Here is a 26,368-nt window from a genome sequence, read left to right on the forward strand (position 1 = left end):
AAAATATGGGAGCATCCGGAGGTGGTCGGGCGTTGCTTCGCCCCCCCGGTAGAGGTACAATCATTCAAAGAGTCGGTCGAGGGGGTTGCCTCAGGTGGGGAACTTCGGCGGCTCTAACCCTGCCCGGTTTGTCCGCTTTCATACGGCGGACGCACCAATGGTTCCTTGGCGAAAAGGAGCGGGACACCAACGGTTCCGCTACATGCCCTCGCGGATGGGTTGCCAGACTCAAGCCTTCAGGAGGCGATAAGATGATTGCCCGGATTAAACGTGCTGCGGGTGCCGGCGCTTTGATGGCGCTTGCTGCGTTTGTATGCGTGCCGCAGTTTGGTTGCGGCGGAAGCCCTTTCCTGGCTGCTCAGTTCGCCAGCAACTTCACGCCTTCCAGATTGGGTCCTCCGGCCGGCGGCGGCAACGGCGGGCCACCGGTGGACACGACGGTTCTGGGATCGGTCTGTGATCTGACCGGGGCTGCGAGCCGATTCATCAACGTTTCACTACAGAACCAGGCGCAGCAGCGCGTTCGATTCGCCATTAACTTCGTGGTATCTGCGGGAACCGGCGGCTTCGTGTGTGACGAGCAGACACAAGAGTATCTCAACGCCGGCTACACGGACGCGTTTGCACCGGGCTCGGCATCGAGTCTCACGATCGGCTGCGACACGGTGACGCTCAATAGCGGCAATCGGATATTGAGATTGAACTTCGGCGTCGATCAACTGCCCGAGCTGTTCCTTAACCCGCTGGTCGGTGGCACCGGGGGAGGAACTCCGGTATCAGTCCAGCTCAGCCGGCGCGACAACGGCCAGGCGAACCTTCCGTTGCCTGAGATTATCGTTTTCGGCAACGCGAGTTCCAACTTCACGTGTTCGGGCAGCGACCTTTGCACACAGCGCGGCTTCGTCTATTCCAGCGTGAACAATCTGCCGATCGGCAAGTCGGCCGACGCCCTGCACATTCAGGGCACCGTTTGCAACAGCCAACTGGGTACTGCTCCGGAGTGGCGTCTGGACAAGACGATCACCGACGGGATCACGCAGGCATTCCAGTATCCGGTCGGGGCGACCATCGTCGTCCAAGTCCTGGATCGGTCTGCCGACTCTCTGAACGACCCCCGAAACCAAGTGGTCTGGACGGTGACCAGCGTGGACAACGTGGCCGTGCATAACCCGCAGCCCTGATTCTTTGTGATTTGGCGGCCGCGGCTTCCAAGATCAACAGGACCTCCGACTTACCGATCCCTATTTTTTTCGTGCAAACGACATCCGGCCGGGGTATGCTCCGCCCTTGGATCGGTATTTTGCATGGATGCGCGGGCGGCGGTGTCGCCTGCCCTCGACCGGGACGGACTCCGTGGGATCACCTCATTCCCTTCGGAGAAGCCAGCCATGCAGGGATACGTTCTCACATTTCGCCCCGTTACATCCTCCGGCACAATTGTCACCGACGGCAACGGCGCCTACCGCTTTGAGCTGGATTCTGGAGGCCCCCTGCCCGACGGCGGAGACATTGTTTCGTTTGAGCCGGCAACCGGCGCGACGACCGGACTCCGCGTGGCCCGGGATGTTCGCGTCATCTCGAAGTGGCCGGACCTGCCCGATCGAGCGGAGCAGGCTGACCTCATGGCGTTATGCAACAGCCTGCGGATTGAGTCCACCGCCAACTGACCCCTCCCCTACTTTCCCGCACAACTCCGCTTGCTTGAGCGATCGGTCGGGGATTGCTTATACTCATCACCGACTTTTTACTGCCCGAGAGTGACGGGGCAGATGACAACGCCTGGAGGATTGTCGCATGTCGAAGCGAATTCGCTTGCTGCCGTTTCTTGTGATGGGCGCCGCGTGCATCGGCTGTCAGAAACAGAATGCCGTCCAGATTGCATCGACGAAGCTCGACATATTCGGTGTTCCGGCTGAATACCGGGCGATGCATATGGCATTGGAGAAGCGCTTCAACAGCCCGGTCCTTTTCTCGGCCCAGCCCAGCGGCATGGCGATCGGGATGCAACTCGAGCAGGGCAACATTCCCTTTGCGATTCTCACGGCGAACGAATACGCGGAGATCGAGGACCCGAGCAAGCTGAAGCTGCTTGCGACGGCGGTCAACGAGGCGGGCAAGACATCGCGTCGCGGTCATATCGTCGTGAAGGCGAAATCACATTTGAAGGTCATCAAGGACTGCGAAGGGAAGCGGTTCGCATTCGGCAAGCACCATGACCTTCTTTCGGACTATGCGGCACGGGACGCGCTGGTGAAGGCGGGCGTGCCGATCGACAAGATTCTCCCCGAACTCGTGCCGACGACCATCGCCCTTCCGATCGAAGGACGCCTGTATTGCGGCGATTCCGTTCCCGGTCTCGTCGTCTGGGATCCCCTCATCAACGCCGGCGTCATCGATGAGATCGCATTTAGCAAGCTGCCCGAGACCGGCGGAAATCCGATTACCGGCGTCTCCCGCGACCAGTTCGAGATCGTCGGAGAGACGGCCGAGGTACCGGAGATGGTCGTTGTTGCAGGCCCGGGCGCGGATCCAGAAAAGACAGAATTGCTGAAGTCGTACCTTCTCAATGACGCCAAGAATGACGAGGCCCTGTGCAAGCAGCTCGGTATTCAAGGGTTCGCGCCGGCCGATCCGGCTGCCTATGCGGCGACGCGTTCGCTGATTCCAAAGTCGTAGTGCCGTCCGGACCCGAGCGAAATGGATCCATGGACATCGTCGGCGAGTGTCCGGCCCACCACGCAAAACGCAGATGCCGCATTTTGAAAGTGCCGCGGCATCTCTGCCCGATTCATTAATGACATGACTTTCGACTCATCCACGTCCGACACCGCCCATCGGTCCCGTAAGCCCCGAAGCGAACCGGCGTGGGCCGAACTGGATGACGAGGCACTCCTTGATCTTCGGTTCTGCGACTTGGGGGTGACGATTCGCGGCGGGGAGCTCGAGTCGCGCATCCGCGAGGTCACCCGGGAATTGGCTGCCGGGCAGTTGTCGTTTCGGCCGCATTACTGGCTTTCGGACGAATGGTTTACACCCGACGGCGTTGCCGGAGTGGCGATTCCTTTCTATCTGGCTCATCCACGTTTGATCAAGCTGGAGGAGCGGCAGATGCTCGAGGCGGAGGGCGGCTCGCGCGAATGGTGCCTGCGCATCCTTCGGCACGAAATCGGCCATGCAATCGACAACGCCTATCGGCTGCACCGTTTGAAGAGTTGGCGACAGGTTTTTGGCAAGGCCTCGGTTCCCTATCCGGATTTTTATCAGCCGCGGCCGTTTAGCCGCAGGTTTGTGCTGCATCTCGACTCCTGGTATGCCCAGAGTCACCCGGTGGAGGACTTCGCGGAGACGTTCGCGATCTGGCTGACGCCGGGATCCAACTGGCGGGCGCGTTATGCGGGGTGGCCGGCGCTGAAGAAGCTGGAGTACGTCGATCGGCTGATGAGCCAGATCGGCGGAGCGCCGCCCAAGGTGACGAAAAAAACGCAGGTGGATCACATTCGCAACCTGCGCATCACGCTCCGCGAGCACTACGAGCAGAAGCGGGCGCGCTACGGCGCGGATTACCCTGATTTTCACGATCGCGACCTGCGAAGGCTGTTTACGGATTCGCAGGACTCCACCGGCGGCGAACTGGCTGAACATTTTCTCCGCCGGCATCGCAAGTCGATCCGCGGGCTTGTGGCCCGGTGGACCGGAGAGTATCAGTATCGCATCGACCAGGTTCTGGCGGAGATGCTGCGACGTTGCAAGGAACTCAAGCTGCGAGTGCGCAAGAGTGAGGAAGAGACTCGGCTTGAGGCCGTCATTCTCTTGACCGTGCAGACGATGAACTATCTACACAGCGGATATCATCAGATCGCCTTATGAAGAAGCTTCGTATCCTGGCCATGATGGACGAAGACCTTGTTCCGCCCGACTCCCTCGAGGGAGTCAGCGACGAGGAGATGTCGCCGTGGAAGATGGAGTACGACGTGCTTGTCACGCTGCGCGAACTGGGCCACGAGACGCAGGCCCTGGGGGTGGGCAGCAAGCTCGGCGCGATCGGCGATGCGATCGAGAAGTTCAAACCCGACATCGTATTCAACCTGCTTGAGGAGTTTCGGGGGCGCGGCACTTATGTGCCTTACGTTTTGGGCTACTTCGAGCTGATCGGGCAGGCCTACACCGGGTGCAACCCGCGCGGCCTGGTGCTGGCGGACAACAAGGCCCTGTCCAAGAAGATTCTTCGACATCATCGGATTCCGGTGCCCGATTTCGCCGTGTTCCCGCGCGGCAAGCGCGTGAAGCGTCCGAACCGATTGCAATTCCCGCTGATCGTGAAGTCGGTGGCGGAGCATGGATCGGTGGGCATCTCGCAGGCGTCGGTCGTGAATGACGACGACAAGCTGGCCGAACGGGTGGCCTTCATCCACGAACAACATCAGTCGGAGGCCATGGCGGAGGAATACATCGATGGGCGCGAGCTGTACGTGGGCATCCTCGGCAACAGCCGGGTCAGCACGCTGCCGATCTGGGAGATGCAGTTCGAGAATCTCGCGGACGGCGCCCTGCCGATTGCGACCGACAAGGTCAAGTGGGATCTTCGCTATCAAAAGGAACGCGGCATCACCACAAACGCCGCGGAGCAACTCACCGAAGCGATGATGCGGCAGATAACGCGGCTCTGCCGGCGCGCCTACCGGGCGCTGAATCAAAGCGGCTACGCCCGAATGGATTTCCGCCTGGCGCCGGATGAAAAAGTGTATCTCCTGGAATCAAATCCGAATCCGAATCTGTCATTTGGCGAGGACTTCTCCGAATCCGCCGAGAGCATGAACATTCGATATGATCAGCTCATCCAGCGCATCGTAAAGCTCGGCCTGCAATACCACGCCGAGCGGCATTAGGGCGATCCTGGACCCGCGTCACATGCCTTCAGCCGCCCTTTTCTTTTTTTTTGCATTGCGTGACCTTCAGGCATAGACTCCCGCTCGTCGCGGTCATGGATGGGCCCCCGCCCGACCAGACCCGCTGCCAGGGAGATCATCATGGGCAAGTCGATCATCTTCGCGGTTGTTGCGCTCACGACTTGTGGTTGCCAGGGCTTTTCGCAACGTATCGACGCCGGATCGGTCGAGGATCGACTCGCGGCGATCGAGTCAAACAGACTGCGCGAACCCGACGATGCTTCGGCGCACGACTGGTTTGGCGACATGGCCGCGCCGACGGAGGACCCAGCAGCCAAGCCGCTCGTGCTGACCAACCGGCCGGCGCCGCGCAGCGTGCGGATCGCCGTCGCAAGGGACTGCGCGATTCGCTCGCTCTCGCGACCGCTGGTGATGGCCGATCTGGGCGAGGCGCCTCAGGAGGGCGAGTCAACGGAGCACGTCGAACTTGCCGATTCGACATCCTCAACCGACGGATACACTCGCAGTTCGCCGCTGGCATCGTTCTGGGACACGGTCAAGCGCGATGTCAAGTCGATGCCGTCTGACCTTTGGCGAGACACCAAGCGGGTGTATGCCAACCCGGTGAATCTGATCATACTCGGCGGCACGCTGGGCGGGTCGATCGCGATCAAGGGGACGGGTGTGGATCGGTCCATCGAGCACCACTTCAATCGTCGAAACGACTTTCAACCGCCGCACCATCACATGAAAGAGGATTGGCGCGACGCGTTTGGCGCGATCGGCAATCCGGGAACGCATTTCGCATTGGCCGGCCTGTGGTATCTGATCGGGCAGCAGTCGATGGACGACAAGACCTATGAAGTCGGCAAGACGCTCTTCTCGGCCTTGATGATCAACGGCCTTACCGTCGTTGTCGGTCAGGCGGCATCGTACGACCGGGCGCCGAACGGGGAGCGGGGCACACTTCCATCCGGCCATACCTCCAGCAGCTTCGTGGTTGCCAGCGTCCTGCACCAGGCTTACGGCCACGCGGTCGGCGTTCCGCTTTATGCGCTTGCGACGCTCGTCGCGCACGAACGCCTCGAAGACCGCGAGCATTACTTCTCCGACGTGGTCATGGGCGGCGTGCTCGGCCTCGTCGTGGGGCACAGCGTCGCCAGCGGACGCGATCCCGAGTTTTTCGGGTGGAAGATTCTCCCTTATGCAAGCACCCAGGGCGGCGCGGGAGTCGCCTTCGTGAAAACGCTGGACTAACTGCGGCGGGATACCAGACGGGATCGGGTCCGCTGATTCTACTTAATACGCAGTAGAGCTAATCGCCTTCCGGAGGGGCAGGCGGTTCATCATCCGGCGCGGCCGGCTCGTGCGGCCCGCGTCGGCGCGGTCCACCGCGATCTTCTCCCGGCGGACCGTCGCCGTGGAATCGTCGCGGCCCGGGTCCATCGGGGCCAAACCGTTCGAGGTCATTCGGTCCTCTGCCCGGGAAGTCCGGGCGGACATCGCCTTCTTTGATGCGTTTGATGCGCTCGGCGATGCGGTCCTCTGAGTGTAGCTTTTCCTCGTCGAAGCGCCGGCGCTGCTCTGCGAGACGCCGTTGCTGCTCGGCGATTCGCTCTTCAAAGTCCTGCAATCGGAACTCCATACGCTCCTGAAACAGCTCGACCTGGCTGCGGACGATCTGCTCGATCTGCGTTTCGATCGCGGCCTGTTTCGCCGGGTCATCCTTTGCCTTGCGGAATTGATCGCTGAGTTCGTGCAGGCGCTCCTGATTCTTGAATTCTCGAATGATGGTGTCGGCCAGCTCCGGGCGGCGCTCGCGCAGCTTGAAGTACTCGATCGCCACCGGGGCCATACGGCGGATCAGCATCTCGAAACGCCGGGGGTTTTTCGCTTCCAGGTCGGCGAGACGGTCGAAACGCTCCGGGAACTTATCGCGAACGAGCTCCATGATCTTGTCGATCATCTCCGGCGGAATCGGTCGATCCATCGCCCGATCTTCCCCCCCACCGCGCCGATCACGCCAACGGCCGCGCGGACCGTTTTCGCGAAATCTACCACGCGGCCCGTCGCCGGACCGATCAAAGCTCTCTCGAGGCCTGCCGGGCGGCGCATCCTGAGGTTGCGCCGCTCCGACAGCGCGCTCGGACGGAGAAAGAAAAAGGACGAGGGTGAGCGCGCAAATCGCACTCACTGAGTATCGCTGTAGCCCGAGTCGTGTCGTTGTCATTTGTGTGTCCCGGTCAATCCATCGCTGCGCGGCACCGATCATGAAGACCCGTTTTCGCCCGGGGCCCGGTCAGTGTCATCGTCCAATGCTTCATCCATGAGTTCGAAAAGCGACGCGCCGCTGACTCCCCAATTGGCCTGGGCGGACCACGTCTCAAGATCGGTTAAGTCATCGTCGAGTGCCGTCACGCGGGTGATCCCCTCTCTGGAGGCCTCGGGCAGACTGGGAATGGGATCAAGTTCGGCTATCGCAGGTGGAGCGGATGGCGTTGTCATGGCGGCCTGGTAGCCGACGAAGACACAAAGCGCGATCACCGCGGTGGCGGCGGCCACGCCCTGCCAGACCCTCCATGCGCTCCGGGGACGTCGGGCGCGAGAAGACTGCATCGCCTCGCGCGCGGCCAGCTTTGCTCGGGCCACGGCGGAGGCGGATGGCCTGGGCGTGGAGTAGACCGCGAGCCACTTTTCGTGCTCTGCGATTTCCTCGTGCATTTTTCTCTCTTGCTCGGTCACGCCCATTTACTCCTCAGCGCCGACGGTCTCGTCGCAGGCACTGTCTGCATCGCTTTGCCCGGCCGTCATGATCGCACGCAACTTGCCTAATCCGCGATGTCCACGGGCCAGGGCTGTCCCCAGCGGAACGCCGGTGCTCTCGGCAATCTCTCTGAAAGACATCTGCGAAAAATGCCGCAGCATCACAACCTCTCGCTCGGCATCGGGCAGCTTGAGCATCGCCGCTCCGAGTGCGTCCATTTCTTCAGCTCGCTCGAGGGCCGCGTCCACCGGCTCGGCCTCCGAACCGATCCTCGCGATGCCGCCGGAGCCGCCGCCACGTTCGTCATCATCCGGGTCGGCGGCGACGCTCAAAAACTTCGGACCCCGGCAAATTCGCCGAAGCCGATCGCGGGCGAGATTGGCGGCGATCCGGAAAAACCACGCCTCGAATCGCCCGTCATGCTGATACGCCGAAATCGTCCTGACGAGCCGGATAAAGACTTCCTGCATCAAATCCTCGGCATCGTGCCGGGAGCCGGTCATTCGATAGAGGAAGCCGTAAAGCCGATCGGCGTAGGACTCGATAAGCCGGTCCAGGCAGGAGGTATCCCCCCTTTGGGCTCCGGCTATTGCCCGATCAAGCGCCTCGACGTCCATCGATCCTCTATTCAGCCAAACGTCCATCCAGGCGGCCGATTGCCACCATTTGTGGGCAATCGTAACCGTTTTGCGGGGCAGATGTTATCGGAACAGGGGCCTTCTTGCGGACCGGAGAGGGGGCTCGCCTTGCGTTTTCGGGTGATCCGCCTAAACTGTGGGGCTTCCGAGTGTGTCCAACGACGAGAGTTTTTCAGGTGCCTTATGCCTCGAGTTTGTCATTTCACCGGTAAGCGAACCACCAGCGGTCGGCAGTATACCCATCGCGGCAAGGCCAAGTACCTGGGCGGCGTCGGCACCAAGGTCACCGGCAAGACCAAGCGCAAGTTCAAGCCGAATATCCAGCGCGTTCGTGCCGTCATTGACGGTCGCATCTGCCGGATCAAGGTCTCCACGAAGGCCATCCGCATGGGACTTATCGTGAAGCCGATGAGGCGGAACTGGAAAGCCCCCGCAGCCGCCGCTGAGGCCTGATCGACGGCCGGCCGCACTCTCTCATTTTGCCTCTCAATAGAATGCCGAGTAAATTGAACGCGAGGATTGCGCGCGGAATTTTGTCTCGCGCGGCGATCGGTAGAGGCCCCACATGAGTGAAAAAATCACGACCCAGGAGGTTCGGCACATCGCGCACCTCGCCCGGCTGAAGCTGAGCGAGGAGGAAATCTCGCGATTCGGGTCGCAGCTCGATTCCATTCTCGGATATGTCCGCAAACTGGACGAGGTCGATACGACGGATGTCGAACCGACCGCCCACCCCCTGCCGGTCTGCAACGTCTTCAGGGATGACACGCCCGCGACTTCGCTGACGCCCGAAGCGGCGCTGGCCAATGCCCCTGTGAGCGACACCCCGTTCTTCAAAGTTCCCAAGGTACTCGATCAGGAGACTGCATGAGCGCCTCGGCCGTGCAGCGCGTTTCGTCGGCACTGGATCGCCTGAAGAGGCTCAATCCGCAGCTTCATGCCTGCATCAGCATCCTCGATAACGATGCGGGCAAGCGCGCAGCCGAGCTTGACGCCGCGCAGTCGTCCGGGCCCCTCTTCGGCGAGCCGGTGGTCCTCAAGGACAACATTTGCACCCGTTCCGGCAAGACGACCTGCGGCTCGAAGATTCTCGAAAACTACCGAAGTCCTTACGATGCGCATGTCGTTGAGCAATTGGAAAAGGCCGGCGCGGTGATCGTCGCCAAGACGAATCTCGACGAATTCGCGATGGGAAGCTCCACCGAGAATTCGGCCTTTTTCCCTACGCGAAACCCGTGGAATCCCGAGTATGTGCCCGGCGGATCGTCCGGCGGATCCATTGTCGCAGTCGCAGCGAGAATGGTTCCCTATGCCTTCGGCAGCGAAACAGGTGGATCGATCCGCCAGCCCGCCAGCCTGTGCGGCGTGACCGGTCTGAAGCCGACGTACGGCCGCGTCTCGCGATTCGGCCTGGTCGCATTCGGCAGTAGCCTCGACCAGATCGGCCCCGTCGCCGTGGATGTCAAAGGGGTGGCACGACTTCTCGGCGTCGTTGCCGGTCGGGATGTGCGCGACGCTACCAGCGTGGATGAGCCCGTTGCGGACTACGAGGCGTTGCTCGACCAACCGCCGGGCAAGATGCGAATCGGCTATGCCCGCGAGTACTTCGGCGAGGGACTTCACCCCGAGACGCGCCAGGCCGTGGAGGCGGCGATCGAGGTGTATCGCAAGCTCGGCGCGGAGGTGCATGAAGTCTCGCTAACGCACAGCGCCTACACGATCGCCTGTTATTACCTCATCTGCACCGCCGAGGCTTCCAGCAATCTCGCCCGATTCGACGGGGTTCGTTACGGCCATCGCACCGCGAACCCGACGGACTACATCGATATGTACAGCGCTTCGCGCGACGAGGGGTTCGGCGCGGAGGTGAAGCGACGCATCATGCTTGGGACTTATGCCCTTTCGAGCGGGTATTACGATGCCTATTACCTCAAGGCGCTGAAGGTCCGCACGCTCATCAAGCAGGACTTCGTCGAGGCGTTTAAGAAGTGCGACGTCATCTTGTCGCCCACGACGCCGACGCCTGCCTTCAAGTTCGGTGAGAAATCCGACGATCCGCTGGCCATGTATCTGGCTGACATTTACAACTGCGCCGCCAATCTGGCCGGCATTCCGGCCATCTCAATTCCCTGCGGCTTTACCGAGTCGGGCCTGCCGATCGGGCTTCAGTTCATGGGTCCGCATTTCGCCGAGGGGCGGCTTTTACAGATCGCTCATCAGTTTCAGAAATCGACCGACTTCCACCACAAAGCCCCCCCGCTGAGCTAACTTCGCGGCTTTCGATCGGAGACGGCTTGACCACGGACATCCTTGGAGCTATTCTCCCCTAACAAGCGCTTGTTCGGAGCAATTCCATGCCCGAAGTTATTGAGGATCGAAAATCCCAGATTCATCACGCCGCCTGTAAGCTCTTCCACCAGCAGGGCTTCCACGGCACGTCCATTCGAGACATCGCCGAGCGCGTCGGAATGCTCGGAGGCAGCCTATATAGCCACATCTCCAGCAAGGACGAGATCCTCTGGGAAATCGTGGATGCCGCGGCTGACCGGTTCTTCTCCGCTCTGCGGCCAATTGTCGATTCGCAGCTCGGCACTCTTCAAAAGCTTAAGGCGGCGATTGTCGCGCACGTCGGTGTGATCGCCGGTGACATGGATGCTGCAGCCGTCTATACCGTTGAGTGGCGACACCTGGCGCCGGATCGGCGCGCCGCATTCACGAAGCGACGAGATGAATACGAACTGATGTTTCGCTCGCTGGTGCGCGAGGCGATCCATTCGCGATACATCGCCGCACCGGATGAGACGACGGCGACGCTTTTTATACTCTCTGTTCTCAATTGGATGTTCACCTGGTACCGGCCCGACGGCCCGATGACGCCGGAGGATGTCGGCCGCTGGATGTCCGAGTACATATTCGACGGTCTTCGACGGCGCACCGCCTGACGACAGGAGCACAAGATCAATGGTTCAAGTCACCGAAAAGTGGACGAACGACCGGCCCGGCGACGCGGGTTACGAGGAGCGCCTCGCCGCCTTCGAGGCGCGCGTGGCCGAAGGGGACAAGGTCGAGCCCGGCGACTGGATGCCCAGGGACTACCGCGACCAGCTCATTCGCCTGATCCACGTTCACGCGAACAGCGAGATTTGCGGCGCGCTGCCTGAGGGGACCTGGATTCCGCACGCACCGAGCCTCAAGCGGAAGCTTGCCCTCGTGGCAAAGGTGCAGGACGAAGTCGGCCACGGCCAGCTTCTCTACCGCGCCGCCGAGACGCTCGGCAAGCCGCGCGAAGAGATGATCGACGAATTGATCAGCGGCAAGGCGAAATACTCCAACGTCTTTCACTATCCGGCCGAGACCTGGGCCGACGTCTGCGTCATCGCGTGGCTCATTGACGCCGCCGCGATCGTCAATCAGGCGATGATGGCCGAGGGCTCGTATGGTCCCTATGCTCGGGCTCTCAAGCGCATCTGCTACGAAGAGGCGTTTCACCTGACGCACGGCTACGACATGTGCATTTCAATGGCGACGGGCACGCCGGTTCAGCGGGCGATGCTTCAGGACGCCGTCAATCGATGGTGGAAGCCGATCATGATGTTTCACGGCCCCAGCGATAAGGAGTCCAAGCACACCGAGCAACTGATGCGCTGGCGGATCAAGCTCAAGACGAATGACGAGCAGCGCCAGGAGTTCCTGCGGAAGTATCTGCCGAAGATGTTCAACCTCGGACTGACGGTGCCCTCCGAATGGAATCTGCGCTTCGATGAGAAGTCCAAGAGCTGGCTGTACAACGAGCCGGATTGGGAGGAATTCAAGACCGTCGTGCGCGGCAGCGGCCCGGTCAGCGCGAAGCGACTTGAGACGCGGCGACTGGCACACGAGCAGGGACGATGGATCCGCGAGGCGCTTTCCGCGGCTGCAGCCGGCAAGAAGGCACCCCTGCCACCTACGGCGAACGTCGGATAACAATAACGAAGGAGAGTGGTGGGCAGTGCCCGCCCTACGGAATATGGACAGCCAGTGGCCCATTTTTGAAGTGTTTCATCAGGCGTCGCGCGGCGAGCCGCATGTGCACGTCGGCGCCGTGCATGCGCCGGACGGCGAGACGGCGATCATGCTGGCCAAGGAGCAGTTCGGCCGGCGCCAGGCGTGCGTGAATATCTGGGTCGTGCCGGCAGAGGCGATCGTCGCCACGGCCTACGAAGACGCCGACTTGTTCGAGCACGGCACGGACAAGAGCTATCGCGAGGCTTTCGGGTACGAAACGACCAAGCGCGCCAAGGCCGTCGGAGACGCGGGCGAGATCTAGGCGACGCAGAAGTCCGACCATCAACCAGGCAATTGATCAACGACAAATCATGACCACCATGACAGTACCCTCGAAACTCGACGCCGCGACGAAGTCGGCCGTCATTGACCTGCTCTATCGTCTTGCCGACGACGGCCTCATCATCGGCCATCGCAATTCGGAGTGGACCGGCATCGGCCCCATTCTTGAAGAGGACATTGCCTTTTCGTCGATGGCCCAGGACAAGATGGGCCACGCCCTGGCTTTTTACCGATTGCTCCACGAACTCGGCGAGCCGGACCCGGAGCGCAACACGTTTGAGCGCGGTCCCGAGGCGTTTCGTTGTTGCAGTCTGGTGGCGATGGAGTTCCTTTCCGCCGGTTCCAATCACGGCGACCTGTGCAATAACCCGGTGCGCGACGAACTCATGCATCGCGGGGACTGGTGCGGCAGCCTGGTACGGCAATTTCTCTTTGCCGAGGCGGATGCCGTCCGTATGGCGGCGCTGGAGGACAACGCCTACGAGCCGCTGGCCCATATTGCCCGAAAGCTGCGCGGCGAGATCAAGTATCACACTTTGCACGGCCGGCTCCTCATGGAGAAGCTCGGGCGGGCAACGCCGGAAAGCGGCCAGCGGCTGCAGGCGGCGCTGACGAAACTTTGGCCGCATGCGTTGGGCATTTTCGAGCCGACTCGCTTTGAGAGCGCGCTCGCGGCGGCGAAGATCTGTCCGCCGGAGTCTGAGCTGTGCGATCAGTGGCGATCTGAAGTGACGCCGATCATCGCCAAGGCGGGCTTGACGATCCCAGCCAACGCCACGCCGCACTACGGCGGGCGCGCGGGGAAGCACGGCCCGGAACTGGCGGCCGTGCTCGATGCGATGCAGCGGGTTTACAAACTTTCGCCGCGGGCGACCTGGTAGCAGTCAGAGAGATACCAATGAGACCGATCGAAGCGAACACGGAGACCGACTTGGCCCGCGTCTGGGAGGCGCTGGCCGGGGTCAGCGATCCGGAGATTCCGGTCGTCTCGGTCGTCGACCTGGGGATCATCGCAGGTGTAGAGATTCAGCCTGACGCCGTCACGGTACGGATGACCCCCACCTTCGCCGGTTGCCCTGCGCTGGATGTCATGCGAAATGATATCGCTCGCAGCCTGCGCGATGCCGGATTTGATTCGGTTCGCGTTGATGTTGTTTTCGATCCGCCGTGGAGCAGCGATCGAATCAGCGATGACGGCCGGCGCAAGCTCAAGGAATTCGGTCTCGCCCCACCGGGCCCTGCCTGTCGCGGCGGATTGACAGAGGAAATGATCGCCCGCGTCTCCTGCCCCCACTGCGATTCGGCGAATACGACGCTGGAGTCCATCTTCGGACCGACGCTTTGCCGGGCCATTCATTATTGCAACGCATGCCGGCAGTCGTTTGAACAGTTCAAGCCCATCTGATTCACCGTCAAAACTTCCAATAGAGCGATGCCGCAAAGACGGCACTGCTGAGGAATCCCAGGATCATTCCGACAATCGCCATGCGCCGTCCGGGAGCGTCCGGTCCCAGTTTCGAGCCGCGCTGCAGGGCCATGAAGCCGACCAGCACGGCGGCAGGCCCCAGGAGCGGGAGGCAGTAAGTCGGGACGGAAAGAATGCCGAGGGTCAGGGCCGCCGTCGCCAGGCCGCCCGACTCCGGCGAATGGGCGTTTGATTCCTGCGCTCCTTCGATGGTAAAGGGCATTCCGCATCCCTTGCACATATCAGCATCGACGGACATCTCGCGGCTGCATCGCGGACACCGTACCGCCTGCGAGCCGTCAGCGTGCCGGACAATCTGCGGCGCCTTGGCGCCGGCGGTGGCGTAGGCGTGCATCGGCGTCGGGAGTTGGCCGTCGTCATCGATTTGGGCGCGCTCGGCGGCGACGCCGGTGTGACGATCGACGCGGGGAATCGTGAAGACGCCGCCGCAGGTGGGACAGCGACCCTTCTGACCGGACATGCCGTCGTTGCCTTCGAGCACCGATCCGCAGCGCTCACAGGAAAACGAGAATCGAATGCCGACCGGCATCGCATAACGCGGCGGCGCAACCGTGCGGGTGACGGGCTCGGCAACGGTGTAGCCTTCTAACTCAACATGGAAACGCCGATCGCAATGCGGGCAGATCGCTTCATCACCGTCGCTTGGCGCAGCGCGGCTTACAAACGCATTCTGACATGATGGGCAAATGACCTTGACAGCCATCGGCGGACATTCTACACGACGGCGGCACGGCAATAAGCCGACGGTCAGGGATTGGTCGTCGTGGTGGTCGGCGGCGGAGTGGCGGTGGTTGAGCCGGTGAGGTTGTTGGTGGAGGTGCCGCTGTTGAAGCCGGGCTGGATGATGCTGCCGAGGACGCCGGCATTGGGCAGGGTACTGGCTGACGACGAGCTGCTGGAGCTGCCGCCGGATTCATCACCCGATGACGAGCCGCCGATCAGCGCGTTGACGAGGGCCTGGGTGAGGCCGAAGGGATTGTAGAATCCCGGGTTTCCGCCGAGGCCGACGGGCACGACGAAGTTGATGTTGGCATTTCCGCTAAAGAAGCTGTAAGGATCGCAGCCGGCCGTGCCGACCGTTGAAGCGATGAGCAGAAGGGCCGCGAGTTTCAGAGTCGTCTTGCGTTTCGTCGGCATGGATCTCCCTCGTGAATGCAGTTCCATTCCGAGTTTTGATCGGACTGCCGGACGCCGTGCATAAGCAAATTATGGGCGGTGATCGAATACGGCCTTTACGACCGGATTTCGACCGCGCTGATGCAATTGTCGCAGGGCGGATCGGTACTCGGTCAGGCGAAATCTGCGGATCGGCAAGACCGATAAATCGATGCGACCGGAAGCGATCCATTTGAGCACGAGGTCGTAGGTGTGGATCGGTCCATCGGCGTTGGTTTCGATCTGGCGACCGTTCGCGCCGATCACTTCGAGTTCGTCGAACCACAGGGGCGTTGTGTCAACCAACGCGATGCCGGAGGTGCCGACGAGGACGAGCGTGCCGCGGGTGCGCGTCCACTTGATTGCGTCGGTCATTCCCTTGCCTGAGCCGGTCGTGTCGTAGACCAGGTCGAATCCGCCGAGCAATGCCTGATTGCCGAAGCGCGCCGCCAGGCGCGTGCCGCCGACGCGCCGGGCGACGAGATCATATCGATCGGCCGGGGACATTTTTCGCGGCATGCGCAGCACATCACTGACGCCGAGTTTTCGGGCCAATTTAGATTGGAACTCGTGCCGCAGGGCGATGGTGACCTGATTGTCGCATCCCAAGGCGCGGAGTGAGGCGACGATGCCCAGGGCGATGATGCCTGAACCGCAGACGAGCACTTGCTCGCCGGGTTTGGGAGTTCTGCGCAAGACGGCATGCACGGCCGAGGCGATGGGGTCGAGCAGCACGGCCTGTTCGTCGGGGACGGCGTCGGGCACGGCGTGGAGCTGGGAGGTGTGGGCGACGAAATACTCGGCCCAGCTTCCGCCGGTTACACGATTGAGGCCAAGCAGGGCGCGGGGGGGCAACTGACCGTTGCCGGCGCGTTCACATTGGGAGGCGATGCCCAAAGCGCAGAGACGGCAGAGCGAGCCATCGTCATACGCGGCACAGCCGATGGCGGGATCGACGCAGACGCGCTGACCGACGGACCAGGCGCCGGCCGAGTCACCTACGGCGTCTATCACTGCGACATTTTCGTGGCCGAGGATGGCGGGGAAACTGGCGAAGCGCTGGAGGATTGTCGCGGGGTGCTGACGGAGCATGATGAGGCCAAGGTCGGTGCCGCAGATGCCGCCGAGCAGGGTTCGCAGTCTCACCCAACCGGGGCCGGGGATCTGTGGCACGGGGCGATCGACGAGCCTGAGCGGGGAGAGCGCACCGTAGCATGCGGATGGGCGAAGCAGCGATGCTGCCTTGCAGATCGTCCATCGCCAAGGGGAGATGTGGTACTCCAGCGCCTTCATATCGCGGCGTAGTATAGGCGGAGAGGGCGCGGATCACCGACGGTGAATAAAACAGGGGCAGGATTCAGCGGGGAGCCGAAGAGCGCGGCGAAAGGGGTTATGAGCCGGAGGCCAGGCGAAGATGATCGCCGCGGGCGATGGTAGAGCCGGCGCGAACCGTGACCCGTTCGGAGGCGATTTGATGATCGCGGCCGAGTTGGGCGAGGACGCGGGAGAGGGTCTGCTGCTGAGCGGGCAATGGACGACCATCGGGCCGGGTCGCGGAGAGGAGAATCTGAATCATGGAAGGATTCTCGGGATGCGGCTGCTGATAGCGCCAGGCGTCGCTGCGGAAGAGGCGGCCATCGCCGTCGATGCGCAGGTGATAGAAGCCACCGGCGTCGGGCGAGGCTTCGGCTCGGACGCTGATCTCGGTCCACTGAGCGGGGCCGGAAGTGCGGCCACGCAGCGGCGTCACTGGAGAAAACTGAGCGAGCCACAAAAGCAGAAACGTTCCGCCGGTCATGGAGAGGACCAGAAGAATCAGTGTCTTGTAGTGGCGATTGTGGTGACGAGTGGAATCTGCGGCCATGAAATCCTCGACCGGCGGCGAAAACTGCCGGATGCTATTGTTCATCGCACGACTACTCTAATCATATCTATCGGTCTTGGCGAGGGCGGTGGATCGAGATTTTCCGGAAAAAAGTTGGGTATCAATGTTGATCCGCGTCGTTGGGCGTTGCGCGATTATCAGACGCGTTGCGCATCAGGTCGATCCGCCCCGCTTTTCCAGGAACACCGACCCGAATGTATAGGACGTGCGACCGGACAGCACGCGAGATCGCACGACCGAGCCGCTCAAGAATGCGTGGAGCCGGGCCATTATTTGCCGGAATCGGCCGATGCCGAAGCACTGGGGTGCGGCCAGATAGCGCTCGCCGGTGTCGACAAAATTGCCACCGCCCCGCAATGCGAGGCCGGAAGGCTCGATGAACTGGCGACGCACGTCCTGCGGTGTGTCGATCCGACCGAAGGATTGCGGGTTGGCATAGTCAAAGGTGTAAGCGACGGTCCCGCCGGGCCTGAGCACGCGAGCGACTTCGGCGTTGCACTCCACGCGGCCTGAGACGGGGAGATGTTCGAAGACGCAGACGGAAAAGACGTGATCGAAAAACCCGTCGGGATAATCGAGGCGGGTCATGTCCATCTGCTTCGCGAACATGCGCCAGCCCATCTGTTTCGCGGTTTCCTCGGATCGTTTGCATAGGTCGGCCTGCAGGTCGATGGTGTGGACCGCGCAGCCGCGCGCCGCGAGATAGCAGGTGAAGAGTGAGCCCGCCCCACCCATGTCGAGGACGCGCGCGGCCGGACGCATGGGGGTGTTGGCGACGATCCAGGCGATCTCCCAGAGGAGGAACCAGGGGATGCGCAGCTCGTCGGGGTTGCCGGGGAAGGGCTGATAGTCTTCGCCGCGATTGATGTGCTCCCAGGCGCTGGGCCAGGCATCGACATGGCCGTACCAGGAGGAGTACTTGGCGCCGTTGGCGTTCATGCGGCGGATCAGGCCGAACAGCTCGGTGAGGACGGCGCGGCACTCGGGTCGATCGAGATCGCTTCGGGCCATGGTCTTGCTGATGGATGTGTCGGGCATTTCGGGATTATGCGAGCGGGAACCTGGTTTGAGAATGGGGCTTCGGGAAACGTCAAAACGCCAAAAAGTCAAAAAGTCAAAACTTTGGGCGGTGGGATTGCTCGAGGGCATTCGTGAGTCCTCCTTTGATTTGCGATTGGCGGTACGGGGGGCGATGAATTTGAAGGTGAGATGAAGTGGGAGAAAGGGGCCAAGCGGCTGAGGGTGAATGCAGGATCGCGCGGGCTGCGGGATTGCTGGAATTCCGTCGCCAAACGGCAAGCCGCTTCGGGGACCAGTGCGGGAAGCGGAAATTCGAAGGTGACATAAGGTGACACAAGCCTCGCGCGGATTGTGCCAACACTTGTGGCGGGCGCGGGTTGGGGCGATGCGCGGTTTGGGTGGTTTTTGGAGAAACGGAGGCGAGACGTGGGGCACTGGGCTTGGGAAAGAGGTAGAAATTCAGATTTGAAATTTGAAATTTGAGATTTGAGATTTGAGACAGGACGCGGTGAGGCGCGGCGCGCGGGGTGGGTGGAATTCGCGGCGACGTCCTTGCCGGCGATTCGGGTTGGTATGGGCGCGGGGTGGGTGGAATCTGCGGCGACGTCCTTGCCGGCGATTCGGGCTGGTATGGGCGCGAATTGGATGTGGGTTCACGCATTGCATAAGAGATTCTTGCCCCCTGTGCGCGCGGGAGAGACGAGTTCGTTGCAAGGATCATCCCATTCGGTCTGCGTAGCGGCGTCGAGTAGATCAGCCGCACACGATTCGTCCGATCAGGACGATTGCCGGGATGCCGTGGCGTCGGAGCGGAGAAGGGCGTAGATAAAGAAGTCGTAGGGGTGGCCTCGGCAGAGGCGGAAGCGGCGGAGGCGACCTTCGCGGAGGAAGCCGCTTTGCTCCAGCAGGCGCTGGGAGCGGAGGTTGTCCACGCGGACGTAGGCGTGCACGCGATCGAGCTGGTCTTGCTGGAAAGCCCAATGGAGGGCGGCGGCGACGGCCTGGCGCATGAGTCCCTTGCCCCAGTGGGCGGGTGCGAGGTCGAAGGCGATCTCGGCCCAACGGTGCGGGAGGGATACGTCGTTGAAACCGCAGGTGCCGACGAGTTGATCGTCGTGGCGAAGAGCGACGGCCCAGCGAGACGGCTCGCCGGCGGCCCAACGGGCAGCGGAGCGCTGGATCATGGCGTCGACGATCTGGGGCGTGACCTCGGGATAGCTGGTGAGCTCGGTGACGACGGGCTCGCGCAGGTAGGCGTAGAGCGCGGCGGCGTCGGCCGTGCCTAACGGGCGGAGGCGGACGGTCTGGAGATCGATCGTGGGCGGATGTCGGGCGTTTTGTGACATTGGTGCAGCAGCCATGGCTTGCCTCGCTATTTTAAGCGGCGCCGGAGGGAAGCGTTGGGAGCGCGGGCTCGTACTCGGGCGAGGGCGCGGGATCGGGCTCGGGCGCAGGCTCGGGCGCTTCGAGCCGTATATTACGCGGGCATGGGGCGAAGACGGAGCCCTTTTACTGGGGCCGGTATGAGGCCGGGCTGGGGACGTGCTGGTCGAAGAGGATCGGGTTGCCGTCGGGGTCGGTGAGCATGAAGTAGGCGGGGCCGGTGGTGGATTCATCGGCGGCGGGGTCGGGGGTGATGCCGCGTGCCTTTAGCGTCTTCTGGATTTCGCGCACGTCCTCAAAGTCGGCGAGGGTGGCCTTGCTGCTGTCCCAGCCGGGGTTGAAGGTGAGCATGTTGCGCTCGAACATTCCCTGGAAGAGGCCGATCTTGGTGGACTCGTTTTGGAGGACGATCCAGCTCTTGGACTGGTCGCCGGAGACCACTTTGAAGCCGAGCTTTTCGTAGAACGCGCGGGAGGCGGCGATGTCTTTGACAGTCAGGCTGACCGAGAAGTTGCCAAGTCGCATTTGATCCTCTCCTGAAGATTGATTGACAGCGGAATCCGCGGCGGGCGTGGATGCGCAGCCGGCGGCGAACAGAATGACAATGCCTGCGATGCAAAGTTTCACGGGTGGCTCCATGACTGACCCTCATGCCACCTGACAATCGGGGGCATGTTGCCGTATTGTACCGGTCGTCGCTTGGAGGTCTTGCCAAATTTTGCTAACAAACGCCAAGGCCCGGGCATCGACACCGACGGCGTACGTCGAGCGGGTCAACCTCGCGGTCGACCGGGTTGTGAGCCACCTGACGGAACCGCTGCGGCTGAAGGAGGTTTCCCGGGCGGCGACGATTTGCCAGGCCGTCAGGGCTGGTTCGTGCCGGCGGCGGGCGCGATGATTCGGCTTTCACATCGTAAGAATGCCGCGACCACGGCGGGGTCGAACTCGGCGCCGCTGCCGCGCTTGACGATGGCCAGGGCCTCGTCGTGCGAGCGGGCTTTTCGGTAGACGCGCTCGCTGATGATGGCATCGTATGCATCGGCGACCGCGACGATTCGCGCGGCGAGGGGAATGTCCTCTGCGTGCAGGCCCTTGGGATAGCCGCTGCCGTTATATCGCTCGTGGTGGGACATGATGACGTCGGAGGCCATTCGGGCGAATGACATGCACTGATCATCCTGCAGGAGACGCGAGAAAATCTCGGCGCCGAGCTCGCAGTGCAGGCGGACGATCGCCGTTTCCTGAAGGGTCAGGCTGCCGGGCTTTTTGAGGATGGCGCCGGGGATGGAGAGCTTGCCGATGTCATGGAGGGGCGCGGCCAGTTTCAAGTCGCGCAGGAAGATATCGTTTATCTCCGACCGGCCACCGTTGTCGCGGAGATCGATGGCCAGAAGATCTGATATTCGCGCGACTCGGCCGACGTGGTTGGCGGTCTCCATGTCGTGGAGCTCGGCGGTCATGGCCATGGCCCTGACGAAAGCGCCGACGGCCTGATCGCGTGCTTCGTGATTCAAAGCTTCGAGGAGCGCCGAGGACATCAGCGAAACGTACAGGCGGGCGAACTCCAGGTCCTGTTCGGAGAACTCGCGCCGGTCCAACTGCCGGGCGACCGACAGGTATCCGACGACAATGCCGTGCGACTCCAGCCGGGCGTACAGCCGCGGGATATGTCCGGGCTCCATGACGATGCGTGAGTCGATCGAGATGGGCGTCGGGTTCTCCACGAGAAAACTCCCGACCTCCAGCTTTTTGAGGATGGAGGGGTCGAACTGTTCCATCGGTTGTGAGGCGCCACTGGAGACCTGCTTGATATCCCACTGGGCGGTGTGCTTGATTGCGCCTTCGGGCCCGACGATCGCCATGCGTGCATGATCGGCGGCGAGCACATCAATGGCGCCTTTGAGCAGGATATCGCCCAGCTCGTCAAAGCTCCTGGACGCGGCCAGGCGGCAAGCGACATCGACGAGCGTGGTCAGGCCGCGCACCTGCTCACCGCGGAGTTGATAGGTATAGTTCAGTGTCTTGCGCTCGACACCGAGCTGCGCTAGGGCGCGGAGGCGGAGGAGCAGGAGCGCGGTGGAATTGAAGTCGTCGATGGCATCGTCGAGACCGAGGCGCACGGCGGTCTCGGTCTCGGCGGTGTTCCTGGCGCAGATGCCGAGGATGGGGATCGAGTATGTGGGCGCGTTTTCGCGGAGGGACCTGACGACACGCTCCGCCATGTCCGCGGAGTTTCGCAGGTCGAGCAGGACGACCATGTCCTGAAGCCCCAGTTTCTTGTTTGCCAGGACGGCCTCGGGGGTCTGGCAGTCGAGCGTTACGTCGCAGGGCGCGAGCATGTTTGACAGGCGAGTCGTCAGCTCGAGGTCGCTTGAGATGAGAAGGGCACGCTGGTTCGGCGGGACGTTTTGACCGGGTCGCTGACCGTGGTCGGCATTGCGCGTGGTTTCGGGGGCGCTGGAGGGCTTACCCTGGACGACGTTTCGACCGGAGCGCTTGGCGATGTAGAGCAGCCTGTCGGCTTCGTGAATGGTCTGTTCGAGATCGCGGTACTGGCTGTCGGCGACGCCGATGCTGATGGTGACGCGATTGACCGGGCTTTTCTCGTGGTTGAGCCGAAGGTTCCATATGCAGTCTCTGATCCTCTCGGCGATTTCGGTGCCGCCGGCTCCGGTGGTATTGGGCAGCAGGACGACGAATTCTTCACCGCCGTATCTACCGACGATGTCCGTGTCGCGCAGCAACTGGGCAATCGCGGAGGCGACCGACTTGAGGCACTCGTCGCCGGACTGATGGCCGTAGCAATCGTTGTAGGCCTTGAAGTAGTCGATGTCCACCATGGCAACGCAATAGGTGAGCTGCTGCCTGACGGCGCGTCGGTGCTCTTTTTCTGCCTCGGCATCCCATGTTCGACGATTGAGGATTCCCGTGAGTCCGTCGACGCGCGAGAGCTGTGCGAGCCGGCTGTTGGTCTGCTCCAGCTTGGACGCGGTGGAGAGTAGTTGCTGGTTTCGATTTTCGAGTTCAAGCTCGGTCTGCTTGAGGCGAAGCTGGACGCCGATTCTGGCGAGCAGTTCCTGGGGCTCGATGGGTTTGGTGAGGTAATCCACGCCGCCTGCGCTGAGGGCCCTGACGATATTCTCTTTTTCCGAAGCGCCGGTGACAAAGATCACGGGGGTGGCGCGACCCCAATCGGACTGGCGAATGCGCTGACACGTTTCGACGCCGGAGAGGCCGGGCATGTAGAAGTCGAGCAGGACGATGTCGGGGCGCCTGGACTCTGCGAGTTTGAGGGCCTCGGCACCGCTTGTCGCAACGATGGTTTCGGCGCCGGCATTGTTAAGAATGTCGGCCAGGATCATGGTATTGGACCGAATGTCGTCGACGATCAGTACGCATGGGGGCGCGCCGTCGATCTGAGGCAGATGCATCGACGACGCCGCCTGCACTGGAGATTGGCCTGAGGCTTCCTGGGCGTGAGGAGTCATTGGTTGGGCTTCCCCCGAAAATGATTCGTGGATATAGCTTCGGTCACGCTCTCGATCGTCCCAGGGAAGGCCGCGATGGCTTCGTCGACGCTGGTGCGCAGCGACTGGATGAGCTCGTCCAGCAGATCCTGCCTTCCGGATTTTGCGCTGGATTCCAGCTCCAGTGCGGCGGTCGCAACGGCCTTTGCGGTCAGATTTCCCGCAGCGCCTTTGAGCGCGTGCGCCAGCTCTGAGATCATGCGGAGATCTTCGGCCTTCCGAGCGTTGGAGATATCATTCATTAGCTGCTCGGCGTCTTCCCCAAAGTGATGGAGAATTCTTGTTATGACGGCGGGGCCGCCGGGGCAGCGTTGCAAGAGGCCATTGATATCGAAGGCGGCGGATCGGTTGTTGAGTTCCGGCCGAGGGTCTGCCGGCTGAGCCGCTGCAACAGGCGCGACCGCGGTCGCCGCGCCGGCCGAGGATGACGTCAGACGCTTGATGGTTTCAAGGAGCACGACGGGATCCAGGGGCTTGGTCATGTAGTCGTCCATGCCGGCATCCAGGCACTTGCCCCGATCCCCCTGCAGCGCATTGGCAGTCAGGGCAACGATGGGGATTCTCGGGGCGGCGTCGCGGGATTCATTTTCTCGGATTCTTCGCGTCGCCTCGAAGCCATCCATCTCCGGCATCTGGCAATCCATCAGCACCAGGGCGTAGTCACTTTTCTCCAATGCCGACAGGGCCTCCAGGCCGTTCGACGCGACGTCCACCTGATAGCCGGCGGTTTCGAGGATGTTCGCCGCAACCTCCTGATTGATGCGATTGTCCTCCACGAGCAGCAGGCGGATATCTTGATTGGCGGGATTGGCCTCGACCCATGAAGCGTACGGCGCCGGCGCGGACTCACTGTGATGATATTTCGGATCGACCGCCTTGAGGATCGCATCGAACAAGCGCGACTGCTTGGCGGGCTTCGAGATCATTGCGACGAAGCCGATGTCCTTGAGGCGTTCAAACGTGTGATCATCCGTCATGGAGGTCAGCATGATGAGAGGAACGTTTTGCAATACGGGATCGGCCTTTATCATCTTTCCGAGATCAGCGCCGTCCCGGCCCGGCATGTGCATGTCCAGAATCGCCAGCCCGAAGGGGGTCGATTGGTCGCCGTCGCGGCGCATGGCGACGAGCGCCTCATCGGCGCTGCAGACCGCTTCGGGGGTCAAGCCCCATGCGGAGAGCTGCTGCATCAGGATCTCACGGTTGGTGCCGTTGTCATCCACGATGAGAACACGAAGCCCGTTCAGGGATGGAATCGCCCGGAGGCGCTTGGCGAGCATCGCCGGCTGATCCACGCTGCCGAGCTTTACGGTGAACCAGAATTCCGATCCTTCTCCCTGTTTGCTTGTGACGCCGATTTCGCCGCCCATCAACTCGACGAGCTGCTTTGAAATGCGCAGGCCGAGTCCCGTGCCGCCGTACTTTCGGGTCGTCGATGCATCGACCTGTGAGAAGGGCTTGAAGAGGCAGTCAAGGCGGTCCGCCGGGATTCCGATTCCCGTATCCTTCACCAGCACGCGCAGGACGAGTTCTTCGCCGCTTGCGGAGTCGGGAAGAACGGAAACTGTCACGTTTCCTTTTTCCGTGAACTTGATGGCATTGTTGGCGAGATTCAGGAGTACCTGCTGCAATCGGCCGGGATCTCCGCGCACCACGGGCGAAATCCTGGGATGAATAAAACATGCCAACTCGACCTGTCCCGGATCGGCACGATGGGCGACGAGATCAACGACCGACTCCACGGCTTCGATAAGATTGAATTCGACGTGTTCGATTTCAAGTTTGCCCGACTCGACCTTTGACAGGTCCAGAATATCGCTGATGAGACTGAGCAGCGTGTCGGCGGAGAGCTTGGCCGTCCGGGCGAAGTGCATCTGCCTCGGCTGGAGCCGGGAGGCGAGCAACAGCTCGGTCATGCCGATGACGCCGTTTAGGGGCGTGCGAAGTTCGTGGCTCATGTTCGCCAGGAACTCGCTCTTGGCCTTGCTTGCGGCCTCGGCAACGTCCCTGGCCTTTATCAGCTCTGATTCGGTCTGCTTGCGGTGCGCGACTTCCGCCTCAAGGTCCGTCGTGCGCCTGGCAAGTTCGTGCGTCCGGTCCTGCACCTGCTGCTCGATCGAGGCGTAGCTCTCCTCCAATCGGGAGGCCATGTGGTTGAAGGAACGAGCCAGTTCACCGATCTCGCCGATCGCGTCCTCGGTTGCCCGTCTCGTCAGGTCTCCGCCGGCAATCGCGGAGGTCGTGGCCACCAGATCGTGAATCGGACGCAGAAAGGGCTGCATGAGGAAACGCGTGGCGATGAGGACGACGCAGATCACCCCGAGCGCCAGGAGCGAGGTGGTCAGTGCCAGACCGCGCATGTCGGCCCTGAGCGGGGCAAACGTGTATTCGAGCATCGTGAAGCCCAGGGCTTCGGGGCTCGCCTGCTGGTCGTCATCACTGAGCATCTCTTGCAGGTGCAGATCGGAATCGTCGCTTCGCGGCATGATCGGAAGCGCAAGGGTGAAGCCATCGTCCGTATCTTCATAGATGGGGTGAAACTGGCCGTCGATCGCGCGAAGGGTGAATGCGGTGCTGCCCGGCATCGGCAGGCCTGACTCCGTGGCGACAACGACACCGGTTGCGTTGGTGAAAATGCAGCGACGAACGGCGATATCGCTGCTGGCGTTTCGAGCAAGCCGAATCAGCGCCTCTTTATCGTCGAGCAGAATAAACGGCTCTGCGTTCTGGCTGATGATCCTTCCAAATACGAGCGCCTTCGTGTGCGCATCCGCAACGGCGCTGCGAAAAACGACCCAGTTGTAGACGAATCCGAGCACGATCGAGGTGCCCGCCACAAGCACAATGCAGAGAGACATCACCTGGGCAGTAAGGCCTCGGCGATTCCAAAACGGAGAATGCCTGAGTGCAAAGATGCGCATTTCCAGACCCCTCCGACCGCTCACGCCCTCCCTTGGCCAAGCACTACGGCGATCGGCGCCGCAAGCGGTCCCGCGGCAGTACCCGCGGGGCCTTGGGTGTTTCCCGTAGCGAGAATCATCGGGCAAATGCGCACGGCACTTATCTTGTACCGGTACCTCCTCCCAAGAAGATTTCCGGACGGCCCGGTTTCAGTGCGACTCTCCGGGTTCTACGGGACGGAGTCCGAAAAACAAGAATCGGACCCGAGCGTCAACGTGGGAGAAAAGACGGGCCATCGGCCTCCCAATTGCACTCAATTCCGGATAAATGTGAATGCTATTTGGGCATTGATCCGACGATAGTTCTGCGTACATTACTGGAAGTACGGGGATGACGA

General features: G+C 61.8%; 26 protein-coding genes. 14 read left to right on the forward strand and 12 right to left on the reverse strand.

The window, feature by feature from the left end; all coding sequences use genetic code 11:
* Window positions 1–251: 251 nt before the first annotated feature.
* The 6 genes from HS101_03100 to HS101_03125 all read left to right on the forward strand — a co-directional run bounded on the left by HS101_03100 (window position 252) and on the right by HS101_03125 (window position 6,143).
* Window positions 252–1,181 carry a hypothetical protein gene (locus tag HS101_03100; GenBank protein MBE7505252.1) on the forward strand — a complete coding sequence of 310 codons (930 nt, stop codon included), beginning with the start codon at window positions 252–254 and terminating at the stop codon, window positions 1,179–1,181.
* A 207-nt stretch (window positions 1,182–1,388) separates the two neighbouring features.
* The gene (locus tag HS101_03105; protein ID MBE7505253.1) at window positions 1,389–1,667 is read left to right on the forward strand and encodes a hypothetical protein; all 279 of its coding nucleotides are present in this window, start codon (window positions 1,389–1,391) and stop codon (window positions 1,665–1,667) included.
* Between the two features lie 127 nt (window positions 1,668–1,794).
* Window positions 1,795–2,676, forward strand: a complete 882-nt coding sequence (locus HS101_03110) for a PhnD/SsuA/transferrin family substrate-binding protein (protein ID MBE7505254.1) — start codon at window positions 1,795–1,797, stop codon at window positions 2,674–2,676.
* Window positions 2,677–2,799: 123 nt separating this feature from the next.
* Entirely contained in the window at window positions 2,800–3,867 is a 1,068-nt protein-coding gene (locus HS101_03115; protein ID MBE7505255.1) for a putative zinc-binding metallopeptidase, read from the forward strand.
* Window positions 3,864–4,886: an ATP-grasp domain-containing protein gene (locus tag HS101_03120; GenBank protein MBE7505256.1), complete on the forward strand. Its 1,023-nt coding sequence runs from the start codon at window positions 3,864–3,866 to the stop codon at window positions 4,884–4,886. Before HS101_03115 ends, HS101_03120 begins: the two co-directional genes overlap by 4 nt.
* Window positions 4,887–5,027: 141 nt before the next feature.
* A complete protein-coding gene (locus HS101_03125; protein MBE7505257.1) occupies window positions 5,028–6,143 on the forward strand; it encodes a phosphatase PAP2 family protein in 1,116 nt (371 codons plus the stop codon).
* 58 nt (window positions 6,144–6,201) lie between these two features.
* Here HS101_03125 and HS101_03130 read toward each other — a convergent pair whose 3' ends face one another.
* The 3 genes from HS101_03130 to HS101_03140 all read right to left on the reverse strand — a co-directional run bounded on the left by HS101_03130 (window position 6,202) and on the right by HS101_03140 (window position 8,267).
* Window positions 6,202–6,876, reverse strand: a complete 675-nt coding sequence (locus tag HS101_03130) for a hypothetical protein (GenBank protein MBE7505258.1) — start codon at window positions 6,874–6,876, stop codon at window positions 6,202–6,204.
* A 278-nt stretch (window positions 6,877–7,154) separates the two neighbouring features.
* A complete protein-coding gene (locus HS101_03135; protein MBE7505259.1) occupies window positions 7,155–7,628 on the reverse strand; it encodes a DUF3649 domain-containing protein in 474 nt (157 codons plus the stop codon).
* A gap of 6 nt (window positions 7,629–7,634) precedes the next feature.
* A complete protein-coding gene (locus tag HS101_03140) occupies window positions 7,635–8,267 on the reverse strand; it encodes a sigma-70 family RNA polymerase sigma factor (GenBank protein ID MBE7505260.1) in 633 nt (210 codons plus the stop codon).
* 204 nt (window positions 8,268–8,471) lie between these two features.
* On the opposite strand from HS101_03140, the gene rpmB reads away from it, so the two are divergent.
* The 8 genes from rpmB to paaJ all read left to right on the forward strand — a co-directional run bounded on the left by rpmB (window position 8,472) and on the right by paaJ (window position 14,019).
* Window positions 8,472–8,741, forward strand: coding sequence for a 50S ribosomal protein L28 (gene rpmB, locus HS101_03145; protein MBE7505261.1), 270 nt, complete (start codon window positions 8,472–8,474; stop codon window positions 8,739–8,741).
* A gap of 112 nt (window positions 8,742–8,853) precedes the next feature.
* On the forward strand, window positions 8,854–9,159 hold the full coding sequence (gatC, locus tag HS101_03150) for an Asp-tRNA(Asn)/Glu-tRNA(Gln) amidotransferase subunit GatC (GenBank protein ID MBE7505262.1): 306 nt from the start codon (window positions 8,854–8,856) through the stop codon (window positions 9,157–9,159).
* Window positions 9,156–10,556 (forward strand): Asp-tRNA(Asn)/Glu-tRNA(Gln) amidotransferase subunit GatA, encoded by a 1,401-nt coding sequence (gene gatA, locus HS101_03155; GenBank protein ID MBE7505263.1) that lies wholly within the window; start codon window positions 9,156–9,158, stop codon window positions 10,554–10,556. Before gatC ends, gatA begins: the two co-directional genes overlap by 4 nt.
* Before the next feature lie 86 nt (window positions 10,557–10,642).
* The gene (locus HS101_03160) at window positions 10,643–11,230 is read left to right on the forward strand and encodes a TetR/AcrR family transcriptional regulator (GenBank protein ID MBE7505264.1); all 588 of its coding nucleotides are present in this window, start codon (window positions 10,643–10,645) and stop codon (window positions 11,228–11,230) included.
* Window positions 11,231–11,249: 19 nt separating this feature from the next.
* Window positions 11,250–12,251, forward strand: coding sequence for a 1,2-phenylacetyl-CoA epoxidase subunit A (gene paaA, locus HS101_03165; GenBank protein ID MBE7505265.1), 1,002 nt, complete (start codon window positions 11,250–11,252; stop codon window positions 12,249–12,251).
* A gap of 43 nt (window positions 12,252–12,294) precedes the next feature.
* Entirely contained in the window at window positions 12,295–12,594 is a 300-nt protein-coding gene (gene paaB / locus HS101_03170) for a 1,2-phenylacetyl-CoA epoxidase subunit B (GenBank protein ID MBE7505266.1), read from the forward strand.
* 58 nt (window positions 12,595–12,652) lie between these two features.
* A complete protein-coding gene (gene paaC / locus HS101_03175) occupies window positions 12,653–13,495 on the forward strand; it encodes a phenylacetate-CoA oxygenase subunit PaaC (protein ID MBE7505267.1) in 843 nt (280 codons plus the stop codon).
* Window positions 13,496–13,512: 17 nt separating this feature from the next.
* On the forward strand, window positions 13,513–14,019 hold the full coding sequence (paaJ, locus tag HS101_03180) for a phenylacetate-CoA oxygenase subunit PaaJ (GenBank protein ID MBE7505268.1): 507 nt from the start codon (window positions 13,513–13,515) through the stop codon (window positions 14,017–14,019).
* A 7-nt stretch (window positions 14,020–14,026) separates the two neighbouring features.
* Here paaJ and HS101_03185 read toward each other — a convergent pair whose 3' ends face one another.
* The 9 genes from HS101_03185 to HS101_03225 form a co-directional block, all read right to left on the reverse strand.
* On the reverse strand, window positions 14,027–14,803 hold the full coding sequence (locus tag HS101_03185; GenBank protein ID MBE7505269.1) for a DUF4190 domain-containing protein: 777 nt from the start codon (window positions 14,801–14,803) through the stop codon (window positions 14,027–14,029).
* 44 nt (window positions 14,804–14,847) lie between these two features.
* A complete protein-coding gene (locus HS101_03190; protein MBE7505270.1) occupies window positions 14,848–15,237 on the reverse strand; it encodes a hypothetical protein in 390 nt (129 codons plus the stop codon).
* Window positions 15,238–15,306: 69 nt separating this feature from the next.
* Window positions 15,307–16,548 carry an alcohol dehydrogenase catalytic domain-containing protein gene (locus HS101_03195; GenBank protein MBE7505271.1) on the reverse strand — a complete coding sequence of 414 codons (1,242 nt, stop codon included), beginning with the start codon at window positions 16,546–16,548 and terminating at the stop codon, window positions 15,307–15,309.
* Window positions 16,549–16,645: 97 nt separating this feature from the next.
* Window positions 16,646–17,164, reverse strand: coding sequence for a hypothetical protein (locus tag HS101_03200; GenBank protein MBE7505272.1), 519 nt, complete (start codon window positions 17,162–17,164; stop codon window positions 16,646–16,648).
* Window positions 17,165–17,293: 129 nt separating this feature from the next.
* The gene (locus HS101_03205; GenBank protein MBE7505273.1) at window positions 17,294–18,178 is read right to left on the reverse strand and encodes a class I SAM-dependent methyltransferase; all 885 of its coding nucleotides are present in this window, start codon (window positions 18,176–18,178) and stop codon (window positions 17,294–17,296) included.
* A 758-nt stretch (window positions 18,179–18,936) separates the two neighbouring features.
* Window positions 18,937–19,521, reverse strand: a complete 585-nt coding sequence (locus HS101_03210) for a GNAT family N-acetyltransferase (protein ID MBE7505274.1) — start codon at window positions 19,519–19,521, stop codon at window positions 18,937–18,939.
* A gap of 148 nt (window positions 19,522–19,669) precedes the next feature.
* Entirely contained in the window at window positions 19,670–20,068 is a 399-nt protein-coding gene (locus tag HS101_03215) for a VOC family protein (GenBank protein ID MBE7505275.1), read from the reverse strand.
* 338 nt (window positions 20,069–20,406) lie between these two features.
* Window positions 20,407–23,031, reverse strand: a complete 2,625-nt coding sequence (locus HS101_03220; protein ID MBE7505276.1) for a diguanylate cyclase — start codon at window positions 23,029–23,031, stop codon at window positions 20,407–20,409.
* Window positions 23,028–25,991, reverse strand: a complete 2,964-nt coding sequence (locus tag HS101_03225; GenBank protein MBE7505277.1) for a response regulator — start codon at window positions 25,989–25,991, stop codon at window positions 23,028–23,030. The genes HS101_03220 and HS101_03225 overlap by 4 nt, the downstream gene beginning before the upstream one ends.
* Between the last annotated feature and the right edge of the window lie 377 nt (window positions 25,992–26,368).

The sequence above is a fragment of the Planctomycetia bacterium genome, from assembly GCA_015075745.1.
Lineage (GTDB): Bacteria > Planctomycetota > Phycisphaerae > UBA1845 > UTPLA1 > UTPLA1.

Bases quoted from the DNA above. Each gene is read 5' to 3' on its own strand.
- HS101_03100 (MBE7505252.1), top strand. From the start codon at position 252: ATGATTGCCCGGATTAAACGTGCTGCGGGTGCCGGCGCTTTGATGGCG.
- HS101_03105 (MBE7505253.1), top strand. From the start codon at position 1,389: ATGCAGGGATACGTTCTCACATTTCGCCCCGTTACATCCTCCGGCACA.
- HS101_03110 (MBE7505254.1), top strand. From the start codon at position 1,795: ATGTCGAAGCGAATTCGCTTGCTGCCGTTTCTTGTGATGGGCGCCGCG.
- HS101_03115 (MBE7505255.1), top strand. From the start codon at position 2,800: ATGACTTTCGACTCATCCACGTCCGACACCGCCCATCGGTCCCGTAAG.
- HS101_03120 (MBE7505256.1), top strand. From the start codon at position 3,864: ATGAAGAAGCTTCGTATCCTGGCCATGATGGACGAAGACCTTGTTCCG.
- HS101_03125 (MBE7505257.1), top strand. From the start codon at position 5,028: ATGGGCAAGTCGATCATCTTCGCGGTTGTTGCGCTCACGACTTGTGGT.
- HS101_03130 (MBE7505258.1), bottom strand. From the start codon at position 6,876: ATGGATCGACCGATTCCGCCGGAGATGATCGACAAGATCATGGAGCTC.
- HS101_03140 (MBE7505260.1), bottom strand. From the start codon at position 8,267: ATGGACGTCGAGGCGCTTGATCGGGCAATAGCCGGAGCCCAAAGGGGG.
- rpmB (MBE7505261.1), top strand. From the start codon at position 8,472: ATGCCTCGAGTTTGTCATTTCACCGGTAAGCGAACCACCAGCGGTCGG.
- gatC (MBE7505262.1), top strand. From the start codon at position 8,854: ATGAGTGAAAAAATCACGACCCAGGAGGTTCGGCACATCGCGCACCTC.
- gatA (MBE7505263.1), top strand. From the start codon at position 9,156: ATGAGCGCCTCGGCCGTGCAGCGCGTTTCGTCGGCACTGGATCGCCTG.
- HS101_03160 (MBE7505264.1), top strand. From the start codon at position 10,643: ATGCCCGAAGTTATTGAGGATCGAAAATCCCAGATTCATCACGCCGCC.
- paaA (MBE7505265.1), top strand. From the start codon at position 11,250: ATGGTTCAAGTCACCGAAAAGTGGACGAACGACCGGCCCGGCGACGCG.
- paaB (MBE7505266.1), top strand. From the start codon at position 12,295: ATGGACAGCCAGTGGCCCATTTTTGAAGTGTTTCATCAGGCGTCGCGC.
- paaC (MBE7505267.1), top strand. From the start codon at position 12,653: ATGACAGTACCCTCGAAACTCGACGCCGCGACGAAGTCGGCCGTCATT.
- paaJ (MBE7505268.1), top strand. From the start codon at position 13,513: ATGAGACCGATCGAAGCGAACACGGAGACCGACTTGGCCCGCGTCTGG.
- HS101_03185 (MBE7505269.1), bottom strand. From the start codon at position 14,803: ATGGCTGTCAAGGTCATTTGCCCATCATGTCAGAATGCGTTTGTAAGC.
- HS101_03190 (MBE7505270.1), bottom strand. From the start codon at position 15,237: ATGCCGACGAAACGCAAGACGACTCTGAAACTCGCGGCCCTTCTGCTC.
- HS101_03195 (MBE7505271.1), bottom strand. From the start codon at position 16,548: ATGAAGGCGCTGGAGTACCACATCTCCCCTTGGCGATGGACGATCTGC.
- HS101_03200 (MBE7505272.1), bottom strand. From the start codon at position 17,164: ATGAACAATAGCATCCGGCAGTTTTCGCCGCCGGTCGAGGATTTCATG.
- HS101_03205 (MBE7505273.1), bottom strand. From the start codon at position 18,178: ATGCCCGACACATCCATCAGCAAGACCATGGCCCGAAGCGATCTCGAT.
- HS101_03210 (MBE7505274.1), bottom strand. From the start codon at position 19,521: ATGGCTGCTGCACCAATGTCACAAAACGCCCGACATCCGCCCACGATC.
- HS101_03215 (MBE7505275.1), bottom strand. From the start codon at position 20,068: ATGCGACTTGGCAACTTCTCGGTCAGCCTGACTGTCAAAGACATCGCC.
- HS101_03220 (MBE7505276.1), bottom strand. From the start codon at position 23,031: ATGACTCCTCACGCCCAGGAAGCCTCAGGCCAATCTCCAGTGCAGGCG.
- HS101_03225 (MBE7505277.1), bottom strand. From the start codon at position 25,991: ATGCGCATCTTTGCACTCAGGCATTCTCCGTTTTGGAATCGCCGAGGC.